The sequence below is a fragment of the Photorhabdus sp. HUG-39 genome, from assembly GCF_963878365.1.
In the GTDB taxonomy this organism is placed as follows: domain Bacteria; phylum Pseudomonadota; class Gammaproteobacteria; order Enterobacterales; family Enterobacteriaceae; genus Photorhabdus; species Photorhabdus kayaii.
The window spans coordinates 67,920-86,479 of sequence record NZ_CAWNWY010000010.1; the positions used below are offsets into that span (position 1 = coordinate 67,920).

General features: G+C 44.2%; 16 protein-coding genes and 1 pseudogene. 11 read left to right on the top strand and 6 right to left on the bottom strand.

Going from position 1 to position 18,560, the window contains the following annotated elements; genetic code table 11:
• The first annotated feature begins 454 nt into the window (after window positions 1–454).
• The 3 genes from AAC155_RS08865 (at window position 455) to AAC155_RS08875 (ending at window position 4,667) form a co-directional block, all read left to right on the top strand.
• Window positions 455–694, top strand: a complete 240-nt coding sequence (locus AAC155_RS08865; RefSeq protein ID WP_041381254.1) for an HTH-like domain-containing protein — start codon at window positions 455–457, stop codon at window positions 692–694.
• A 68-nt stretch (window positions 695–762) separates the two neighbouring features.
• Window positions 763–3,420 carry a TrlF family AAA-like ATPase gene (locus AAC155_RS08870; RefSeq protein WP_191214807.1) on the top strand — a complete coding sequence of 886 codons (2,658 nt, stop codon included), beginning with the start codon at window positions 763–765 and terminating at the stop codon, window positions 3,418–3,420.
• 26 nt (window positions 3,421–3,446) lie between these two features.
• Window positions 3,447–4,667, top strand: a complete 1,221-nt coding sequence (locus AAC155_RS08875; protein WP_113041845.1) for an RNA-binding domain-containing protein — start codon at window positions 3,447–3,449, stop codon at window positions 4,665–4,667.
• A 176-nt stretch (window positions 4,668–4,843) separates the two neighbouring features.
• Here AAC155_RS08875 and mnmE read toward each other — a convergent pair whose 3' ends face one another.
• Genes mnmE through rpmH form a run of 6 tightly spaced genes read right to left on the bottom strand, consistent with a single transcriptional unit; the run spans window position 4,844 to window position 8,832 of the window.
• The gene (gene mnmE / locus AAC155_RS08880; RefSeq protein WP_113041846.1) at window positions 4,844–6,208 is read right to left on the bottom strand and encodes a tRNA uridine-5-carboxymethylaminomethyl(34) synthesis GTPase MnmE; all 1,365 of its coding nucleotides are present in this window, start codon (window positions 6,206–6,208) and stop codon (window positions 4,844–4,846) included.
• Window positions 6,209–6,246: 38 nt separating this feature from the next.
• Window positions 6,247–6,501, bottom strand: a complete 255-nt coding sequence (locus AAC155_RS08885) for a hypothetical protein (RefSeq protein ID WP_146748075.1) — start codon at window positions 6,499–6,501, stop codon at window positions 6,247–6,249.
• A complete protein-coding gene (gene yidC, locus AAC155_RS08890; RefSeq protein ID WP_113041847.1) occupies window positions 6,449–8,089 on the bottom strand; it encodes a membrane protein insertase YidC in 1,641 nt (546 codons plus the stop codon). Before yidC ends, AAC155_RS08885 begins: the two co-directional genes overlap by 53 nt.
• Before the next feature lie 2 nt (window positions 8,090–8,091).
• Window positions 8,092–8,352 (bottom strand): membrane protein insertion efficiency factor YidD, encoded by a 261-nt coding sequence (gene yidD / locus AAC155_RS08895; protein WP_112879275.1) that lies wholly within the window; start codon window positions 8,350–8,352, stop codon window positions 8,092–8,094.
• Window positions 8,316–8,675, bottom strand: coding sequence for a ribonuclease P protein component (gene rnpA, locus AAC155_RS08900; RefSeq protein ID WP_113041848.1), 360 nt, complete (start codon window positions 8,673–8,675; stop codon window positions 8,316–8,318). The genes yidD and rnpA overlap by 37 nt, the downstream gene beginning before the upstream one ends.
• Before the next feature lie 16 nt (window positions 8,676–8,691).
• Window positions 8,692–8,832 carry a 50S ribosomal protein L34 gene (rpmH, locus tag AAC155_RS08905; RefSeq protein ID WP_004093983.1) on the bottom strand — a complete coding sequence of 47 codons (141 nt, stop codon included), beginning with the start codon at window positions 8,830–8,832 and terminating at the stop codon, window positions 8,692–8,694.
• Between the two features lie 690 nt (window positions 8,833–9,522).
• Here rpmH and dnaA point away from each other — a divergent pair.
• The 8 genes and pseudogenes from dnaA (at window position 9,523) to AAC155_RS08945 (ending at window position 18,547) form a co-directional block, all read left to right on the top strand.
• A complete protein-coding gene (gene dnaA, locus AAC155_RS08910; protein ID WP_113041849.1) occupies window positions 9,523–10,911 on the top strand; it encodes a chromosomal replication initiator protein DnaA in 1,389 nt (462 codons plus the stop codon).
• Between the two features lie 4 nt (window positions 10,912–10,915).
• Window positions 10,916–12,016, top strand: a complete 1,101-nt coding sequence (gene dnaN, locus AAC155_RS08915; protein ID WP_112879278.1) for a DNA polymerase III subunit beta — start codon at window positions 10,916–10,918, stop codon at window positions 12,014–12,016.
• Between the two features lie 21 nt (window positions 12,017–12,037).
• Window positions 12,038–13,123, top strand: a complete 1,086-nt coding sequence (recF, locus tag AAC155_RS08920; protein WP_113041850.1) for a DNA replication/repair protein RecF — start codon at window positions 12,038–12,040, stop codon at window positions 13,121–13,123.
• 25 nt (window positions 13,124–13,148) lie between these two features.
• Window positions 13,149–15,563 (top strand): DNA topoisomerase (ATP-hydrolyzing) subunit B, encoded by a 2,415-nt coding sequence (gyrB, locus tag AAC155_RS08925; RefSeq protein ID WP_113041851.1) that lies wholly within the window; start codon window positions 13,149–13,151, stop codon window positions 15,561–15,563.
• Window positions 15,564–15,702: 139 nt separating this feature from the next.
• Window positions 15,703–16,086, top strand: a pseudogene (locus tag AAC155_RS08930) (Hcp family type VI secretion system effector); the annotation flags it as partial.
• Between the two features lie 418 nt (window positions 16,087–16,504).
• On the top strand, window positions 16,505–17,677 hold the full coding sequence (locus tag AAC155_RS08935) for a phage tail sheath protein (RefSeq protein ID WP_036782415.1): 1,173 nt from the start codon (window positions 16,505–16,507) through the stop codon (window positions 17,675–17,677).
• A gap of 10 nt (window positions 17,678–17,687) precedes the next feature.
• On the top strand, window positions 17,688–18,203 hold the full coding sequence (locus AAC155_RS08940; protein ID WP_036782412.1) for a phage major tail tube protein: 516 nt from the start codon (window positions 17,688–17,690) through the stop codon (window positions 18,201–18,203).
• Window positions 18,204–18,229: 26 nt separating this feature from the next.
• Complete coding sequence (locus AAC155_RS08945) at window positions 18,230–18,547, top strand: phage tail assembly protein (protein ID WP_011144426.1); 318 nt, start codon at window positions 18,230–18,232, stop codon at window positions 18,545–18,547.
• Window positions 18,548–18,560: the final 13 nt, after the last annotated feature.

The window sequence follows — 18,560 nt, forward strand, 5'->3', positions numbered from 1 at the left end:
CCTCTTTGTTGGCTGCACTCACTCACCCCGGTCACATCGTTATCTATGCTCCCGGGGATTCGCTCCCTTGCCGTCGCGATCCATCTTGAAATCCATTGGGTATATAGCTTATTGAAATTTTATTTCATATTTTATCGGACTTAGCTATTTTTTCTTTAATTTTTCTGAATTGTTGGGAACTGGATCAAGTTTCCCTGTTGAGGATTGACACTCTGTTTTAATCTGTTCGATAAGATGATAGGTGGCTGCAATTGCGTTTGGCAAAAATCTTCCTGAGGCAACCGCATTATCCAACTGTTATCAGATGAATACTTGCGATCAACATGCACAGATATTCATTCTATTTGCAAATAGTCTAGAACGTTTACCAACGCAACTACAGTCTTTCTTGCAGTACGCATATAAATTAGCTAATTTAGCTAAATTAGCTAGATGTTCGATGGTAAAGGTTATGATAAACGAACAAGATATTTACGAAAGGATCAAGCAGGTTTTAGCGAATGCGCCACGCAATCAGTACACGGCTGAGCTGCATCTACAAATGATTAAGTATGCCGATGAGCTGAAGAACATTACAGCTAAAGACTTTTGTGAAGGTGTTGGGCTTACCCAAAGTTTTGGCACTGAGTTTAGTAAAATGCGCAATTTGACGCAGCGTTTGAAAACCGCAGGACTTAATACGGATCTGCTTTAAGACAATTTTGTCGATGTAAATTACCAAAGCCTGAACGATGAATATGCCTGTATAAGTGGAGTATAAGTATGACTATTCAGACCAATAAGTACGCTAAAGCACGCTTTTTCAAGTGTGCATTGCAGGTAAATTCTTCAGGCTACATAAAATATCGGGGGCAGCAACAGGCGCTTTCTGAAGATGACTATAACCAGCAATTGTTAAATGCTGCGCTAGAGATGGAAATTAAAGTCATTGGCCTAGCTGATCATGGGTCGGTGAATGGTTTTGAAAAGATCAGAGATCTCTTTGCACAATATGGAATCGTGGTGTTTCCCGGCTTCGAAGTTGCCTCTAGTGAGAAAATTCACTTCGTTTGCTTGTTTGATGAATCAGAGTCAGCTGATCAGATAAAAATGCATTTGGGGGCATTGGGTGTGGATATAAACCAGCCGGAAGCCCCAGTGCAGAAATCTGCTACGGATATTATTAATTACGTAAACGCTCAGGGTGGTTTCATTTTCGCGGCCCACTGTACCAATGATGATGGCGTGTTAAAGCGGCGGATGAATCATATTTGGCAACATAATGGGCTGTTGGCTGCTCAGATCCCAGGTTCAATTGAGGACTTAAAGGGTGTAGAGAGCGACTTTTATCGTAAAGTTTTCCTGAATAAGGATGATAACTATCGCCGCGAACGGGAAATGGCTGCCATCAATGCCGCTGATGTGGCGAAGCCTGAAGCTATTAAAGCTGATGGCGCTTCTTGTTTAATTAAAATGACCAAGCCCTGTTTCACTTCTTTCAAGCAAGCTTTTTTAGATGCTGGCTCCAGAGTGCGGCTAAATTCAGACAAACCGGAAAACTATGCGTCAGCTATCGAACGTATTCGTTTTGTCGGTGGCTATCTTGATGGTATGGATATTGAATTATCAGATCACTTAAACGCGGTGATTGGTGGTAGAGGTACGGGCAAATCAACCCTGCTGGAGTGTATTCGCTATGCTTTTGGTTTAGAACCTTTTGGTAAAGCATCGAAAGCTCAGCATGACGCTATTGTAAAAAATAACTTAGGTATCGAAAAAGGTATGGTTGAAGTAAGTGTTCGCTCTGCAACCATGCATGGCCGCATATTTACGGTGAGCCGCAAATATGGAAACCAGCCAGTGGTGAATGAAAACGGCAGAATTTCACCTTATCACCCCGAAGATTTACTGCCTGGCGTTGAGCTGTACGGTCAGAATGAAATTTATGAAATGACTCGGGATGAGCAAAGCCGAAACCTACTTATTAAACGATTCTTGGAAAGTGAGCACGAACAGTTTGAGAAGGCCATAGTCAAAGTGCTAATGAGCCTTAAGGATAATCGTGAAACCATTATTCGTGCGCTTAGCCAAAAAGCAGATGTTGAGGCAGAAGTTGAGCGCTTACCCAAGTTATTGGATCAGGCTAAACAATTCCAAGCGCTGGGTATTGATGAAAAGTTGAAAGTGATTCCAAAGCTGGAAAAGGAAAAACAACTGAGTGGAAGAGTTAATGAAGAAATTACTCAAGTGAAAGAAGCTATCAACATCTTAAAAGACAGTTTGCCAGATACGGTATTTTTAAGCGATGCCAGCTTAGAAGGATTGCCACACTTAGATCTTTTAAAACAAAAGCGTCAAGTTTTGGAAATGTTAAAGAATTCTTTAACTCAATGTTTAATCCAGGTTGAGGAGCTCTCCAGTAAAGCCTTGAGTGATTTACTTCCTCTACAGCAACAACTGTCGGAAAGGTTGCGAGCGGAAGAAGAACAACTTGAAAATGCGTTTAAAGACATACCTACAAGTCAGGGTAAAACGGGTCGGCAGATTGGTGCTGAATATCAAACCTTACTAAAGCAAATTGAACAGATTCGCCCAAAAGAAACTGCCTTGCAAAACCGACAAACCCAACTCAACGAGCTCTATAGTCAGCGGAAGAAACTATTGCTTGAGTTAGATCAGCAGACCAGTACACGTGCTAGCACCATGCAGAAATCGGTTAAACGGCTCACTCGCAAGTTGGATCAAAAGGTACGCCTTAGCCTGAATTCTAAAGGTAACCGCCAAGAATTAGTGAATTTCCTGAGTGATTGCAATTTGGAAGGTGTTGGGCAGGCAAGACTAGCGTGGGTTTTAGAGGGTGAGTTCACACCAGCTAATCTTGCTGCCACTATTCGCCAAGGTGAGGCTGAATTAACCTCTAATTTCGGTATATCTAATTCCGTTGTACGAGCGTTAAGCCGTTTGCCTGAGCGTAAACTGCTTGAGCTAGAAGAGTTGCTGCTTCCCGATACAATAGCGATTGAGCTGAATATAACTCACGGTGAACGGGAGGCCGTTTTCCGCCCAATTGGGGAACTATCGACCGGCCAACAATGTACGGCGATTTTACACCTATTGCTATTGGACAACCAAGATCCGCTTATCCTTGATCAGCCGGAGGATAACCTTGATAACGCCTTTATCGCTGAGCGTATAGTTGCTGAGCTGCGCAGAGCCAAGCTGAGCCGACAGTTCTTGTTCGCAACCCACAACGCCAATATTCCGGTATTTGGTGATGCGGAATGGATTGGTGTGCTGAGTGTGGAAGATAACAAAGGGTTGATCCTACCAGAACAGCAGGGTGCGATCGATATGCCAAAAGTGCAAAAACTAGCGGCAGATATATTGGAAGGTGGTAAGAGTGCGTTTAATCAACGCCGTGAAAAGTACGGCTTTAACTAAATGCTTTACTTCCTTGGGAGAGAACGATGTTAAAAACAGAATTGTTGGAAATTATTGCCAATGGCGAAAATTCAGGTGTGGAGTTTAAGCGAGATGATATACGTCCTGAGCAGTTAGCCAAAGAAGTTGTTGCCATGGCCAACTTTCAAGGGGGACGGGTACTGCTAGGTGTGGAAGATGACGGCACTATTAGTGGCGTGCAAAGGCATGATCTTGAAGAGTGGGTTATGAATGTCTTTCAGGGCAAAATTCATCCGATGATGCTGCCGTTTTACGAAGAAGTGAAATTGGATGATGGCAAACTGGTTGCTGTCGTTAGCTTTCCCATCGGCATTTCGAAGCCCTACATCGTTCGCCATAGCGGAAAAGAGGAAATCTATATTCGTATTGGGACAACATCGAGGCTAGCAACTAGAGAGCAGCAGATACGATTGTTTGAATTGGGTGGAATACTGCATACCGAAGTAATGCCTGTGCCTCGTACAGATATGAGTTGTTTGGATGACGCTCGCCTAACCAATTATGTAAAGGATATCTTACGAGATCCCGATGTACCTAAAACGCCTGATGAATGGCAAGCAAGGCTACTTGGACTGGGTTTTTTAACCGAAGCCGCAGGCAATGTTTGCTGCACAATAGCTGGCTTGGTGTTATTTGGTAAAAGCCCGAGACGCTATCTCAAACAAGCGGGTTTACGGGTCATGGTATTTCATGGTGAAGATAAGGAATACCAAGCTGCATTGGATGACATCATTGATGGCCCAATGGTCGGGCGCTGGGATCTTGAAAATGGTGATAAACGGCTAGTCGATGGTGGCGTTATTGAAAGATTCATGGAGGCTATGAGTCCCTTTATTTCTCAAGAGTCTGATCAGGTGAATGAAGAGTTAAGGCGAGAGACACGGTGGTTTTATCCACTTGAGGCCGTTAGAGAAGCATTGGTCAATGCGCTGGCGCACCGCGATTGGACACGTTTTGTTGAAATTGAGGTATCTAGTTATTCTGACCGGCTTGAAGTCATTAGCCCAGGCTCTTTACCAAACTCCATGACGGTAGAAAAAATGAAAGCAGGACAGCGTTCACCCAGAAATATCATTGTTATGGAAGTATTACGTGATTATGGCTATGTCGATTACCGAGGAATGGGTGTGAGGACCAAAATTATGCCACTAACGAAAGCGTTAACAGGTAAAGATCCTGAGTTTGATTTGACAGACGATCATTTAAAAACAATCTTGTTCCGGTAACAGATGTTGTGGCTGTTGGAACAGCGTATACCGCACTGTATTTGGCGCTTTTAAAACAGCGCCATTTTTTTAAAAGCAATCGGAAAACGACTTTGCAATGCGCGATGGAATTCCGGTAAAACGGATCAAAGCGAAGTAAATGGGTTTTGAAGCGTTACACTTTAAAAATGACCACTTCACTTACCAATACAAAAACTCGAAAAAATCCGTCCTAGCAGATCATCGGAAGTAAATTCACCCGTGATCTCACTCAATGCCTGCTGCGCCAGACGCAGCTCTTCTGCCAGCAATTCACCCGAACGGGCAACCACCAATTGTTCATAGCCCTGTTGTAAATGTTCCGCTGCGGTATTTAATGCTTGTAAATGGCGACGACGAGCCAAGAAACCACCTTCGGTATTACTGCTAAAACCCATCGTCTCTTTCAGATGATCACGCAATAAATCGATGCCTTCACCACTACGGGCAGAAAGTCTAACCAGCGAGTAACCACTTACTTCTGCAATACTTGTCTCTTCATCAGTCATATCTGTCTTATTACGAACGACTGTGATAGGGAGCGATTTAGGCAGACGAGCCATAAATTCAGGCCAGATTTCCACAGGTTCAACCGCGTTCGTTGTCGTGCTATCTACCATAAACAGTACACGATCAGCCTGCTCAATTTCCTGCCAAGCACGCTCAATACCAATACGCTCAACTTCATCACTGGCTTCACGCAAACCTGCGGTATCAATAATATGCAACGGCATACCGTCAATATGGATATGTTCACGCAGCACATCACGAGTCGTGCCTGCAATATCCGTCACAATCGCCGCTTCACGGCCTGCTAATGCATTAAGTAGACTGGACTTCCCTGCATTAGGGCGACCGGCAATAACAACTTTCATCCCTTCACGTAAAAGGCTGCCCTGACGAGCCTGAGCACGTACACGCCCAAGCTCAGCCATCACTTCAGCCAATTTGGCCTCGATTTTCCCATCAGAAAGGAAATCAATCTCTTCATCTGGAAAATCAATAGCCGCTTCTACATAGATTCGTAAGTGAGTAAGTGCTTCCACCATCTGGTGAACTTGAGTCGAAAAAGCGCCCTGTAAGGAATTCATCGCTGAACGGGCAGCCTGCTCCGAACTGGCATCGATCAGGTCAGCAATGGCTTCCGCCTGAGCTAAATCCAGTTTGTCATTAAGAAAAGCGCGTTCAGAAAACTCACCAGGATTAGCGATTCGCACACCTGGCAGAGTCAGAATACGTTTAAGTAGCAAATCGAGAATAACCGGCCCACCATGCCCTTGAAGCTCCAGTACATCTTCTCCGGTAAATGAATTGGGTCCCGGAAAGTAAATAGCAATCCCCTGATCAAGTATCTGACCATCTACATCACGAAATGGCAGATAATCTGCATAACGAGGTTTGGGTAATTTATCTAATACCACCTCAGCTACCTGTGCAGCTTTCGGGCCGGAAACACGCAAAATGCCAACCCCTCCTCGTCCTGGTGGGGTAGCCTGAGCAACAATCGTATCCGTGGTATTCATGGTTATCTCTCTATTGACTTTTTCGCTCAAATTGCTTTTTAACTCAAATAGTTAAGGCGGTCAATGACCGCCTTTCCCGTGACAACGGCCAGCATATTCTGGCTGAAGCTATACCCGTCATCTTTCGAGTTGCCTCTTTGTTGGCTGCGCTCACTCACCCCAGTCACATCGTTATCTATGCTCCCGGGGATTCGCTCCCTTGCCGACGCGATGCATCTTGAAATCCATAGGGTATATGTTTTATTTCGCTGGCTTTTTCTCGCGACTATGCAAACCGCGTTTTTCCAGCCCACGATAAATTAATTGCTGCTGAATAATTGTCACCAAGTTACTGATGATATAGTACAGAACCAGACCTGATGGGAACCACAGGAAGAATATGGTAAATATGACTGGCATATAGGTCATAATCTTCTGTTGCATCGGATCAGTAATTGTTGTCGGAGACATTTTCTGGATAATGAACATGGTTACACCCATCAGCAACGGCAGGATGTAATAAGGATCTTGTGCAGACAAATCATTAATCCAGCCAGCAAATGGCGCATGACGTAATTCAACAGAACCCATCAACATGTAATATAAAGCAAGGAAGATTGGCATTTGAATCAACAGAGGCAAACAGCCACCCAGTGGGTTCACTTTCTCTGCTTTATACAATGCCATCATTTCCTGGCTCATACGCTGTTTATCATCACCAATACGCTCGCGCATAGCCGCCAATTTAGGCTGTAACAAACGCATTTTCGCCATTGAAGTGTATTGTGCTTTGGTCAGCGGGTACATGATACCACGCACAATAAAGGTGATAACAATGATGGAGAAGCCCCAGTTACCAATAAAACCATGCAGGAACTTCAACAGCTTAAATAATGGCTGAGAGATAAACCACAACCAACCGTAGTCTACGGACAGATCCAGATGAGGTGCTACAGCGGCCATTTCATCTTGAATTTCCGGACCAATCCACAGTGTAGAAGAAACCTTTTTTTCACTGTTAGCAGCAACAGAGATTGGTGCACTCTTATAGCCAATCGCAGCCATCTCTTTACCTAATGCGGCAGTGTAAAAAGTGCTGGTTTCATTAGCCACAGGAACCCACGCGGTAGCAAAATATTGTTGCAACATGGCAATCCAGCCACCTTTGGTGGTCACGGACAAAGATTCACCTTCAATATCGCTAAAGCTGTATTTTTTGTATTTGGTATCATCTGAAGAATAGGCTGCACCACGGTAAGTATGCAGGGCAAAGTTACTGCTGCCTGTATCACGATGCTTTGGTAGTTCAACACTCTGTTTCAACTGACCAAAAAAGGTCATCTGTAACGGTTTTTCTGTCGTGTTATGAATATGGTAATCCACACTAATCGCGTATTCACCACGTTTCAGGACAAATGTTTTGACGTAAACAATGCCATTTTTAGTGACGAAATTCATCGGGATACGCAATTCATCCTGTCCGTCAGCCAATGCATAGCTATCCTGTGCTGCGGTATACAGCGGGCGCTCACTATTCATCGGGTTATCTGGGCCATCTTTCCCCGTCAATCCGCTTTGCGCTTGATAAGTGAAAGCAGATGTTGTTTCCAACAACTTGAAGGGCTGGCTTGAACCCAGGGTATCAGGATAGGCTAACAGGTCAGCCTCTTCGATATCACCGCCACGAGTATTGATGGTCAAAGAGAGCACATCAGTTTTAACCGTGATAAGTTTACCTTTTCCACTGCCTGGTACAGCTTGATTCTCACTGCTCGGCATATCCGTTTGTTGCGTGGCCTGTACTGTCGTTGGCTGCGGATTTTTATCTGCTTCCCATGCTTGCCAGACCAAGAAAGAAACGAACAGCAAAGCGATGAGAAGAAGATTACGTTGCGAATCCATCGTTAGTGTTCTCTGTTATCGTTGTTTTTTACCGGTGGGACAGGATCATCACCACCTTCATGTAAAGGGTGGCATTTTAATACGCGTTTCACCGTTAACCAACAGCCTTTTATCACCCCAAATCGGCATAATGCCTCAATGCCATATTGAGAGCATGTAGGATTAAAGCGACAACGAGGCCCCAACAGCGGGCTTATTACCAACTGATATCCCCGGATTAATGCGATCAGGAAACGCGAGCCAAACGACAGTGACGACGCCATAATTTACCCAACGACTCCGTTAACGCACGGTTATCAAGCTCAGCAACGCCTTTCCTAACCAATACCACAAAATCCATAGGAGGCAAGTTATGTTGGTTTAAACGGAAGCTTTCACGGGCTAACCGCTTAATCCGGTTACGCTCATGAGCACGTTTAACATTTTTCTTGGCTATAGTAAGACCGATACGGGGATGCCCCAGCTCGTTCGGGCGACCAAGGATAGTAATCTCTGGCGAACTTGCCCGTTGGGGTTGCTGGAAAACATAAGTAAAATGCTTGGGAGTTAACAAGCGTAACTCCCTCGGAAAAGCGAGCTTAACCACTAGATGGTTAGCTTTATTACTTAGAAACGGTCAGACGAGTACGGCCTTTTGCACGACGGCGAGCCAGAACCTGACGACCATTTTTGGTAGCCATACGAGCGCGGAAACCATGAGAACGGTTACGCTTCAGTACGGATGGTTGGAAAGTGCGTTTCATAGCGATTTCTACCTAACTTAAGATTATTACTGATTCAGTAAATGCGTTGGCAGCCAGTGAGAAATAGACACCGATGCCTCAATCGCAACATCAATATAAAAGAAGCGGGATTGTAATAAAATGTACAGCCCTGAGTCAATTTACATAACACAAAGTTGGCCGGCTTTTCTACTGAGTTGGATGTTTACCAACACTCTGGCCCATGTGTACACCAGACCCTTCACCAAACATTATCGGTAAAAACTCTGGTATCGCACATAGGGTGCAATATTATACGGACTACTGAACAAAGCGCAACGATCACTGGCAGATCTTCGTTTTTTGTTATGATCCTTGGTCCGATTTTATTTTGAATATCGGCTTATTCTCGATCTGCATTTGGCATCCTCCATAATTCCACTACAACCCCTTTACAGCCCTTTATTTCACACACAATTTTATCCTGTGGATAAAAAGCGCTTAAACTGTGTAAAAGAATGAAGATCTATATCGTCTTTTGCGCTATGATCCCAAGCCATGATTTGGATCTTATCCTCGGATCATGGGGGAGCGATGACATTAAAAATCGCCATATACATAACAATTGATCCTTCCTCGCCATAGAGGAGTCGTTGTTTTGTACCCAATATAATGAGCTAACCACTCCGATTTCTTTAATTGTTAATTGGCCTTGTTTTAGGGGAGTCCACCGTGTCACTTTCGCTTTGGCAGCAATGTCTTGCCCGATTGCAGGATGAATTACCTGCCACAGAATTCAGTATGTGGATACGCCCCCTTCAGGCAGAGCTAAGTGGTAACACTCTGGCACTTTATGCCCCAAATCGGTTCGTTCTGGACTGGGTAAGAGAGAAGTATATCAACAATATCAATGGATTGTTGAATGACTTCTGTGGAGCAGAAGTACCATTATTACGTTTCGAAGTTGGCAATAAACCCGTTTCCAAAAACGATAGCCCACCACAAAGGGTTGTTGCTCATACGCCAGTTACACCTGCACCACAGAGCGCATCAGTACGCCCCAGTTGGGATAACACTACGGTACAACCAGAGCTCTCTTATCGCTCTAATGTTAACCAAAAACATACTTTTGATAACTTTGTTGAAGGTAAATCCAACCAACTTGCTCGTGCTGCTGCAAGACAGGTAGCTGATAATCCCGGCGGTGCCTATAACCCACTATTTCTTTATGGTGGTACGGGTTTGGGTAAAACCCACCTATTACATGCCGTAGGTAACAGTATTATGGCACGTAAGGCAAATGCCAAGGTGGTCTATATGCATTCTGAACGTTTTGTTCAGGATATGGTCAAGGCATTACAAAATAATGCAATAGAAGAGTTCAAACGCTATTACCGCTCTGTCGACGCATTACTGATCGATGATATTCAGTTTTTTGCCAATAAAGAACGCTCTCAAGAAGAGTTCTTCCACACATTCAATGCATTACTGGAAGGTAATCAACAGATTATTCTGACATCAGATCGCTACCCAAAAGAGATCAATGGGGTAGAAGATCGGTTAAAATCCCGTTTTGGCTGGGGGCTAACCGTCGCAATTGAACCACCGGAACTCGAAACCCGTGTCGCTATTTTGATGAAAAAGGCAGACGAAAACGAAATCCAGTTACCAGGAGAAGTTGCTTTCTTTATAGCCAAACGTCTGCGTTCTAATGTCCGTGAGCTTGAAGGGGCATTGAACAGGGTAATAGCAAATGCCAATTTTACTGGCCGAGCGATTACTATTGATTTTGTCCGTGAAGCATTACGTGATCTGTTAGCACTGCAAGAAAAACTGGTTACCATTGATAATATTCAGAAAACAGTCGCTGAGTATTATAAAATCAAGGTGGCCGATTTACTTTCCAAACGGCGCTCCCGTTCCGTTGCCCGTCCAAGGCAAATGGCAATGGCGCTGGCAAAAGAGTTAACCAACCACAGCTTGCCTGAAATCGGGGATGCCTTTGGTGGACGTGACCACACAACTGTGCTGCATGCTTGTCGTAAAATCGAGCAACTGCGTGAAGAAAGTCACGACATCAAAGAGGATTTTTCTAACTTAATCAGAACATTGTCTTCCTAGTGCTATGAAATTTATCATTGAACGTGAGCAATTGTTAAAACCACTGCAACAGGTCAGTAGCCCGCTGAGTGGGCGTCCTACTCTGCCTATTCTTGGTAATTTATTACTACAGGTTACAGAAGGTTCCCTGTTGCTGACCGGCACAGATTTAGAAATGGAAATGATGGCAAGAGTCACGCTTTCATTGCCACACGAAGAAGGTGCAACCACGGTACCGGCACGTAAATTCTTTGATATCTGGCGAGGTTTGCCAGATGGGGCCGAGATCAGTGTAGAACTGGATGGCGACCGCCTATTGGTGCGTTCTGGTCGCAGCCGTTTCTCACTTTCCACATTGCCCGCTTCTGATTTTCCAAATCTTGATGACTGGCAAAGTGAGGTGGAGTTTTCACTGCCACAAGCCACACTGAAGCGCCTTATTGAATCAACTCAATTCTCAATGGCTCACCAGGATGTCCGCTATTACCTCAACGGTATGTTGTTTGAAACCGAAGGAGAAGAGCTGCGTACAGTTGCAACGGATGGTCACCGTCTGGCAGTCTGTTCTATGGGAATTGGTCAAAAGCTGCCTTCCCATTCGGTCATCGTGCCACGTAAAGGCGTTATTGAACTAATGAGATTGCTGGATGGTGGCGATACTCCGCTACAGTTACAAATTGGCAGTAACAATATTCGTGCCCACGTTGGCGACTTTATTTTCACCTCTAAATTGGTGGATGGACGTTTTCCTGATTATCGTCGCGTATTACCAAAGAACCCGGATAAAACTCTGGAAGCTAATTGCGATATGCTGAAACAGGCTTTTTCACGCGCAGCTATTCTCTCTAATGAGAAATTTCGCGGAGTTCGCCTTTATTTCAGTGAAAACCAGCTAAAAATCACAGCAAATAACCCTGAACAGGAAGAAGCCGAAGAGATTGTAGATGTCAGCTATCAAGGTGCTGAAATGGAAATAGGCTTTAATGTCAGTTACGTGCTAGATGTTCTCAATACACTAAGATGTGAAGAGGTCCGTTTACTACTGACTGATGCTATTTCCAGTGTTCAGATAGAAGACTGTGCAAACCACAATGCGGCTTATGTCGTGATGCCAATGCGCCTGTAACCGGATTTTTATTTCAGGTATATGACTCTCACGCGTTTACTTATCCGCGGTTTTCGTAATATCGCCGCCGCTGATTTGCCTCTAGCTACCGGATTTAACTTTCTGGTTGGATCTAATGGCAGCGGCAAAACCAGCGTACTGGAAGCGATTTATACGCTGGGTCACGGGCGCTCTTTTCGTAGTATTCAGGCGGGACGGGTAATCCGTCATGACTGCGATGAGTTCGTTCTACATGGGCGGTTAGGACAACAGGAGAATGAGCGGGAACGGTCTATCGGTCTGAGTAAAAACCGTAATGGCGACAGTAAAGTTAGAATTGATGGTAGTGATGGCTGTAAAATTGCAGAATTGGCCAAGATGTTACCTATGCAGCTTATTACTCCAGAAGGGTTTACCCTGTTAAATGGCGGGCCAAAGTATCGACGGGCTTTTATTGACTGGGGATGCTTTCACAATGAGCCACGCTTTTTTTCTGCATGGGTAAACTTAAAACGGCTACTCAAACAACGCAATGCAGCACTACGACAAGTTACCCGCTACAGCCAGATACGGCCTTGGGATCAGGAATTGGTACCACTCGCTAACCAAATAAATCAGTGGCGTGGTGAATATGTTACAAACATCACTCAGGATATCACGAATACCTGTAAGCAGTTTTTACCCGAATTTACATTAAGTTTCTCTTTTCAACAAGGATGGGACAAAGAGAGTGATTATGCTGAATTACTGGAGCGCCAATTTGAGCGTGACAGAACGTTAACCTATACAGCTTCCGGCCCACATAAGGCAGATCTGCGCATTCGTGCAGAAGGAACGCCAGTAGAAGATATGCTATCCCGCGGTCAATTAAAGTTACTGATGTGCGCACTGCGGCTAGCACAGGGTGAATATTTCACCCGACAGAGCGGACAACAATGTCTGTATCTGCTTGATGATTTTGCCTCCGAACTGGATGCCGGCCGCCGTCAGTTGCTGGCCGCTCGTCTAAAATCCACGCAAGCTCAGGTATTTGTCAGTGCGATAAATCCTGACCAAATAACAGACATGCTTGATGGAAATAGCAAGATGTTTCGCGTGGAAAATGGCAAAATAGAGGTTCAACCATAGGATTAAAAATGAGCGAGAAACGTTGATGTCGAATACATATGACTCCTCAAGTATCAAGGTATTAAAAGGGCTGGATGCGGTTCGTAAACGTCCGGGCATGTATATCGGTGATACAGACGATGGTACCGGCTTACACCACATGGTCTTCGAGGTTGTCGACAACGCTATCGACGAAGCCCTCGCAGGCCACTGTAGTGAAGTTATCGTCACTATCCATGCTGATAACTCAGTCTCCGTACAGGATGATGGCCGCGGTATTCCTACCGGTATACACGAAGAAGAAGGTGTTTCAGCAGCTGAAGTTATTATGACGGTGCTGCATGCGGGGGGTAAATTCGATGATAACTCTTATAAGGTCTCCGGCGGTTTACATGGCGTAGGGGTTTCTGTTGTTAACGCCTTGTCTGAAAAGCTGGAGTTGGTTATCCGCCGTGACGGTAAAGTTCATGAACAGACTTATCACCTTGGTGTGCCACAAAGCCCACTGAAAGTCGTTGGAGAAACTGAACAAACAGGTACCCGTGTCCGCTTCTGGCCGAGCATGGATACTTTCAGTAATAACACAGAATTCCAGCACGACATTCTGGCTAAACGCCTGCGTGAACTATCCTTCCTGAATTCCGGTGTATCCATCCGTCTTATTGATAAGCACACTAATATAGAAGACCACTTCCATTATGAAGGTGGAATTAAAGCGTTTGTTGAGTTCCTAAATAAAAACAAAACACCCATTCATCCAAATGTTTTCTATTTTTCTACAGAAAAAGATGGCATCGGCGTTGAAATTTCAATGCAATGGAATGATGGTTTCCAGGAAAATATTTACTGCTTTACCAATAATATCCCACAACGCGATGGGGGAACTCACTTAGTTGGCTTCCGTACTGCGATGACACGTACCCTTAATAGTTACATGGATAAAGAAGGGTACAATAAGAAATCCAAAGTCAGCGCCACTGGTGATGATGCCCGGGAAGGTTTAGTTGCTGTTATTTCCGTTAAAGTGCCTGATCCAAAATTCTCTTCTCAGACTAAAGACAAACTCGTCTCCTCCGAAGTGAAAACTGCGGTTGAAACGCTGATGAATGAGAAGCTGGTGGAATACTTATTGGAAAATCCAAACGACGCTAAAACCGTTGTCAGTAAAATTATTGATGCTGCTCGCGCTCGTGAAGCAGCCCGTAAAGCGCGTGAAATGACACGTCGTAAAGGCGCTCTTGATCTGGCTGGGCTGCCAGGCAAACTGGCAGATTGTCAGGAACGTGATCCAGCACTCTCTGAACTCTACTTAGTGGAAGGGGACTCTGCGGGTGGCTCGGCAAAACAGGGACGGAACCGTAAAAATCAGGCAATTTTGCCGCTAAAAGGCAAAATCCTGAATGTCGAAAAAGCACGTTTCGATAAAATGCTCTCTTCTCAGGAAGTAGCAACCCTGATCACTGCATTGGGCTGCGGTATTGGCCGTGACGAATATAACCCAGATAAGCTACGTTACCACAGCATTATCATCATGACGGATGCGGACGTCGATGGTTCTCATATTCGTACCCTATTGCTGACTTTCTTCTATCGTCAAATGCCAGAAATCATTGAACGTGGTCATGTGTTTATTGCTCAACCACCGTTGTATAAAGTCAAAAAAGGCAAACAAGAACAATATATTAAAGATGATGAAGCAATGGATGAGTACCAACTATCCATTGCACTAGATGGCGCTTCACTTTACACCAATGAACACGCGCCAGCCTTGAGAGGCGAACTGCTGGAAAAATTGGTGACCGAATTTAATGGTGTTCAAAAAATCATTAAACGCATGGAACGTCTGTATCCGCTAAGTTTATTGAATAGCCTAATTTATCATCCGAAACTGACCGAAGAAGTATTGTCTGATAAGGCGAAAGTTGAAGAATGGATTGAAATGCTGGTCATCCGTCTGAATGACAGTGAACAAAACGGCAGCAGCTACAGTTATCGCCTCCATGAAAATCGTGAGCGCCAAATGTACGAACCGGTGCTGTGTGTTCGTACACATGGTGTTGATACTGATTATCTATTGGACTTCGATTTTGTCCACGGTGGCGAATATCACCGTATCACTCTATTAGGCGACAAACTTCGCAACTTGATCGAAGAAGACGCGTACATCGAACGTGGTGAACGCCGCCAACCAGTTAGCAGCTTTGAACAAGCGCTAAACTGGTTGACTAAAGAGTCACGCCGTGGGTTGTCTATACAGCGTTATAAAGGTTTGGGAGAAATGAACCCTGAACAGTTATGGGAAACGACCATGAACCCGGAAACTCGCCGCATGATGCGTGTGACAGTAAAAGATGCCATTGCAACTGACCAACTATTCACAACTCTGATGGGTGATGCTGTTGAACCTCGGCGAGCGTTTATTGAAGAAAATGCCCTGAAAGCAGCCAACATTGATATCTAGTTGATATTATTATCAATTTAAAAAGCGCTCATATTAATTCTCTATGGGCGTTTTTTTTATCTGTTATTTATAACCAATAAAGTGTAATTTATTTAATGTTTCTGTAAAACATCACTTAAATATAATCTGGGGGTATAATATGGCTGACATGATTTACATGACAATAAAGGGAAAAAAACAGGGGTTAATATCGGCTGGATGTTCTTCTGTTGATTCTATTGGTAATAAATATCAAGCAAACCATCTTGATCAGATATTAGTTTATAGCTTAAGCCATGCGATAACACGGGCTCAAAATGTTGATCATCAACCCATTATTATCCAAAAACCTATCGACAAATCATCACCATTACTCGGTGTTGCTATTTCTGAGAATGAGTCTCTTGAATGCTCTATTGATTTTTACCGAACTAACTCAAATGGTGCTCAAGAACGTTATTACAATATAAAGATCACTGGCGCCACAATCACTGAAATAAGTGTCTTACATCCACATTCATTGAATCATAATGAGCTTCCACCATAGGAAGATTTTTCAAAACTCACTAATCCGTGAAATTTCCAACAGAATAGTCTCGTATTGGTACTAAGCGGGGGGTATATATGGCAAAGATTGGCTATATTTAGGTGCCAATAAATGACCAGAACGGTGGTTTATGAAAAAATGCGTTGATATGTATAAATTATCATCTATTTTTGTAGGGAAAATCTGTGAAAAAATAATCAATGAACAGAGCTAAAAGTTCACGCCAGAAGAAACAGATATTGATTTGTAGAGATTTCCTTTTCCACACGCAATAAAGTACAAGTAGTTAAATTATTAGAAAAAATAATAAATTAACCAACCTGATTTGTATCATCTCCCACACATTTCCCATCGAATGATTTAATAATTCGGATACTTCAACATAGCGGGACACCTTAACAGGAGAACCGCTAATATGGCACAAGATTATCATCACGGCGTCCGTGTACAGGAAATTAACGAGGGCACGCGTACCATCACTACAGTTAGCACCGCTATTGTTGGTATGGTCTGTACTGGTCCTGAAGCAGACGAAAAAACTTTTCCACTAAACACTCCGGTCTTGATTACTGATGTTTCACTCGCCATTGGCAAAGCTGGTAAAACCGGTACATTGCCTCAGGCACTCAAAGCTATCTCAGACCAGTCTAAACCCGTTACTGTTGTTGTCCGTGTAGCACAAGGTGAAACGGAAGAACAAACTACCAGCAACATCATTGGTACTACAACTAATGAAGGTAAGAAAACCGGTATACAGGCACTGTTGGCAGCACAAAGCCAATTAGGTGTGAAGCCTCGTATTCTGGGAGTCCCTGGGCTGGATACAAAAGCTGTTGCTGTTGAGTTGGCGAGTATCGCGCAGAAACTGAGAGCAATGGCTTATATCAGTGCCTATGGCAGTAAGACTATCTCAGAAGTTATCGAATATCGCAAAAACTTCAGTCAACGAGAACTGATGTTGATTTGGCCTGATTTTTTAAGTTGGGATACTGTTTCTAATAAAGAAACTATCGCCTACGCTACAGCTCGTGCATTGGGTTTGCGTGCAAAAATTGATGAAGAAACAGGTTGGCACAAAACACTGTCCAACATCGGTGTCAATGGTGTGACCGGTCTTTCAGCAGACGTCTTCTGGGATCTTCAAGATCCAGCAACAGATTCAGGCCTGCTAAACCAAAATGGTATTACGACACTTATCCGTAAGAACGGCTTCCGTTTCTGGGGTTCCCGTACCTGCGCAGATGACCCATTGTTCCAGTTCGAAAGTTACACTCGTACTGCCCAAGTATTAGCTGACACTATGGCAGAAGCACATATGTGGGCGATCGATAAACCACTGACTCCTTCACTGGTACGAGACATTATCGAAGGTATCAATGCTAAGTTCCGCGAACTGAAATCTGGGGGTTACATTATTGACGGTCAGTGTTGGTATGACGAAAACGCCAATGATAAAGACACCTTGAAAGCGGGCAAATTGACCCTCGATTACGACTATACACCTGTACCACCACTGGAAAACATGATGTTACGCCAGCGTATTACAGATCGTTACCTGATGGATTTCGCGAAAAGCATAAACGGCTAAGGGGACACAGATGGCATTACCTCGCAAACTTAAATTCCTGAACTTATTTAATGATGGCAATAGTTATCAGGGAATCGTGGAAGAACTTACTCTGCCTAAGCTGAGTCGTAAACTGGAAACCTATCGTGGCGGTGGTATGAACGGTAGCGCAACCGTGGACTTAGGCTTGGATGAAGGTGCATTGGACGTTGAATTTACTCTGGGAGGTATGGAAGCTCAACATTATCGGCAATGGGGTCTGACCAAAGCCGATGGCGTGATGTTGCGCTTTGCGGGCTCCTGCCAGCGCGATGATACCAGCGATGTGATTGCTGTTGAAATCGTGATGCGTGGCCGTTTCCATGAATTTGACCACGGTACTTATAAGCAAGGAGATAATACTCAGACCAAAATCAGCGCTAAAAACACCTATTTTAAATTGACATGGGACGGTGAAGTTCTGATCGAAGTGGATACCGTTAACATGGTTGAAGTCGTTAATGGTGAGGATCGCTTGGCAGATCACCGTCGCGCTATGGGTCTTTAATCTAATCGGATAAACAAGGTTGAACCATGACAGAAACACTAATTACTCAAAACGACGAGCAGCGCACAATCGTATTAGAAGAACCGCTTGCACGTGGTAGTAGCAACATCACTGAAGTGGTGGTGCGCAAACCGAACAGTGGCGCGCTGCGGGGTGCTCGGCTACAGGCTTTGCTGGAGATGGATGTGGATTCAATGATATTGGTTTTGCCACGTGTTACCACACCAGCGCTCACTAAAAGCGACCTGTTGTCAATGACACCCGGCGATCTGATTAATCTCAGTGTTGAGGTGGTCAATTTTTTGTTACCGAAGTCGGCGAAGTCCGGTTTCCAGACCGACTAACCGTAGATGAATT

Coding starts and splice junctions, on each gene's coding strand:
- AAC155_RS08945 (WP_011144426.1), top strand. CDS start 18,230: ATGACAGAAACACTAATTACTCAAAACGACGAGCAGCGCACAATCGTA.
- gyrB (WP_113041851.1), top strand. CDS start 13,149: ATGTCGAATACATATGACTCCTCAAGTATCAAGGTATTAAAAGGGCTG.
- AAC155_RS08875 (WP_113041845.1), top strand. CDS start 3,447: ATGTTAAAAACAGAATTGTTGGAAATTATTGCCAATGGCGAAAATTCA.
- AAC155_RS08940 (WP_036782412.1), top strand. CDS start 17,688: ATGGCATTACCTCGCAAACTTAAATTCCTGAACTTATTTAATGATGGC.
- AAC155_RS08935 (WP_036782415.1), top strand. CDS start 16,505: ATGGCACAAGATTATCATCACGGCGTCCGTGTACAGGAAATTAACGAG.
- rpmH (WP_004093983.1), bottom strand. CDS start 8,832: ATGAAACGCACTTTCCAACCATCCGTACTGAAGCGTAACCGTTCTCAT.
- mnmE (WP_113041846.1), bottom strand. CDS start 6,208: ATGAATACCACGGATACGATTGTTGCTCAGGCTACCCCACCAGGACGA.
- recF (WP_113041850.1), top strand. CDS start 12,038: ATGACTCTCACGCGTTTACTTATCCGCGGTTTTCGTAATATCGCCGCC.
- yidC (WP_113041847.1), bottom strand. CDS start 8,089: ATGGATTCGCAACGTAATCTTCTTCTCATCGCTTTGCTGTTCGTTTCT.
- yidD (WP_112879275.1), bottom strand. CDS start 8,352: ATGGCGTCGTCACTGTCGTTTGGCTCGCGTTTCCTGATCGCATTAATC.
- AAC155_RS08870 (WP_191214807.1), top strand. CDS start 763: ATGACTATTCAGACCAATAAGTACGCTAAAGCACGCTTTTTCAAGTGT.
- dnaN (WP_112879278.1), top strand. CDS start 10,916: ATGAAATTTATCATTGAACGTGAGCAATTGTTAAAACCACTGCAACAG.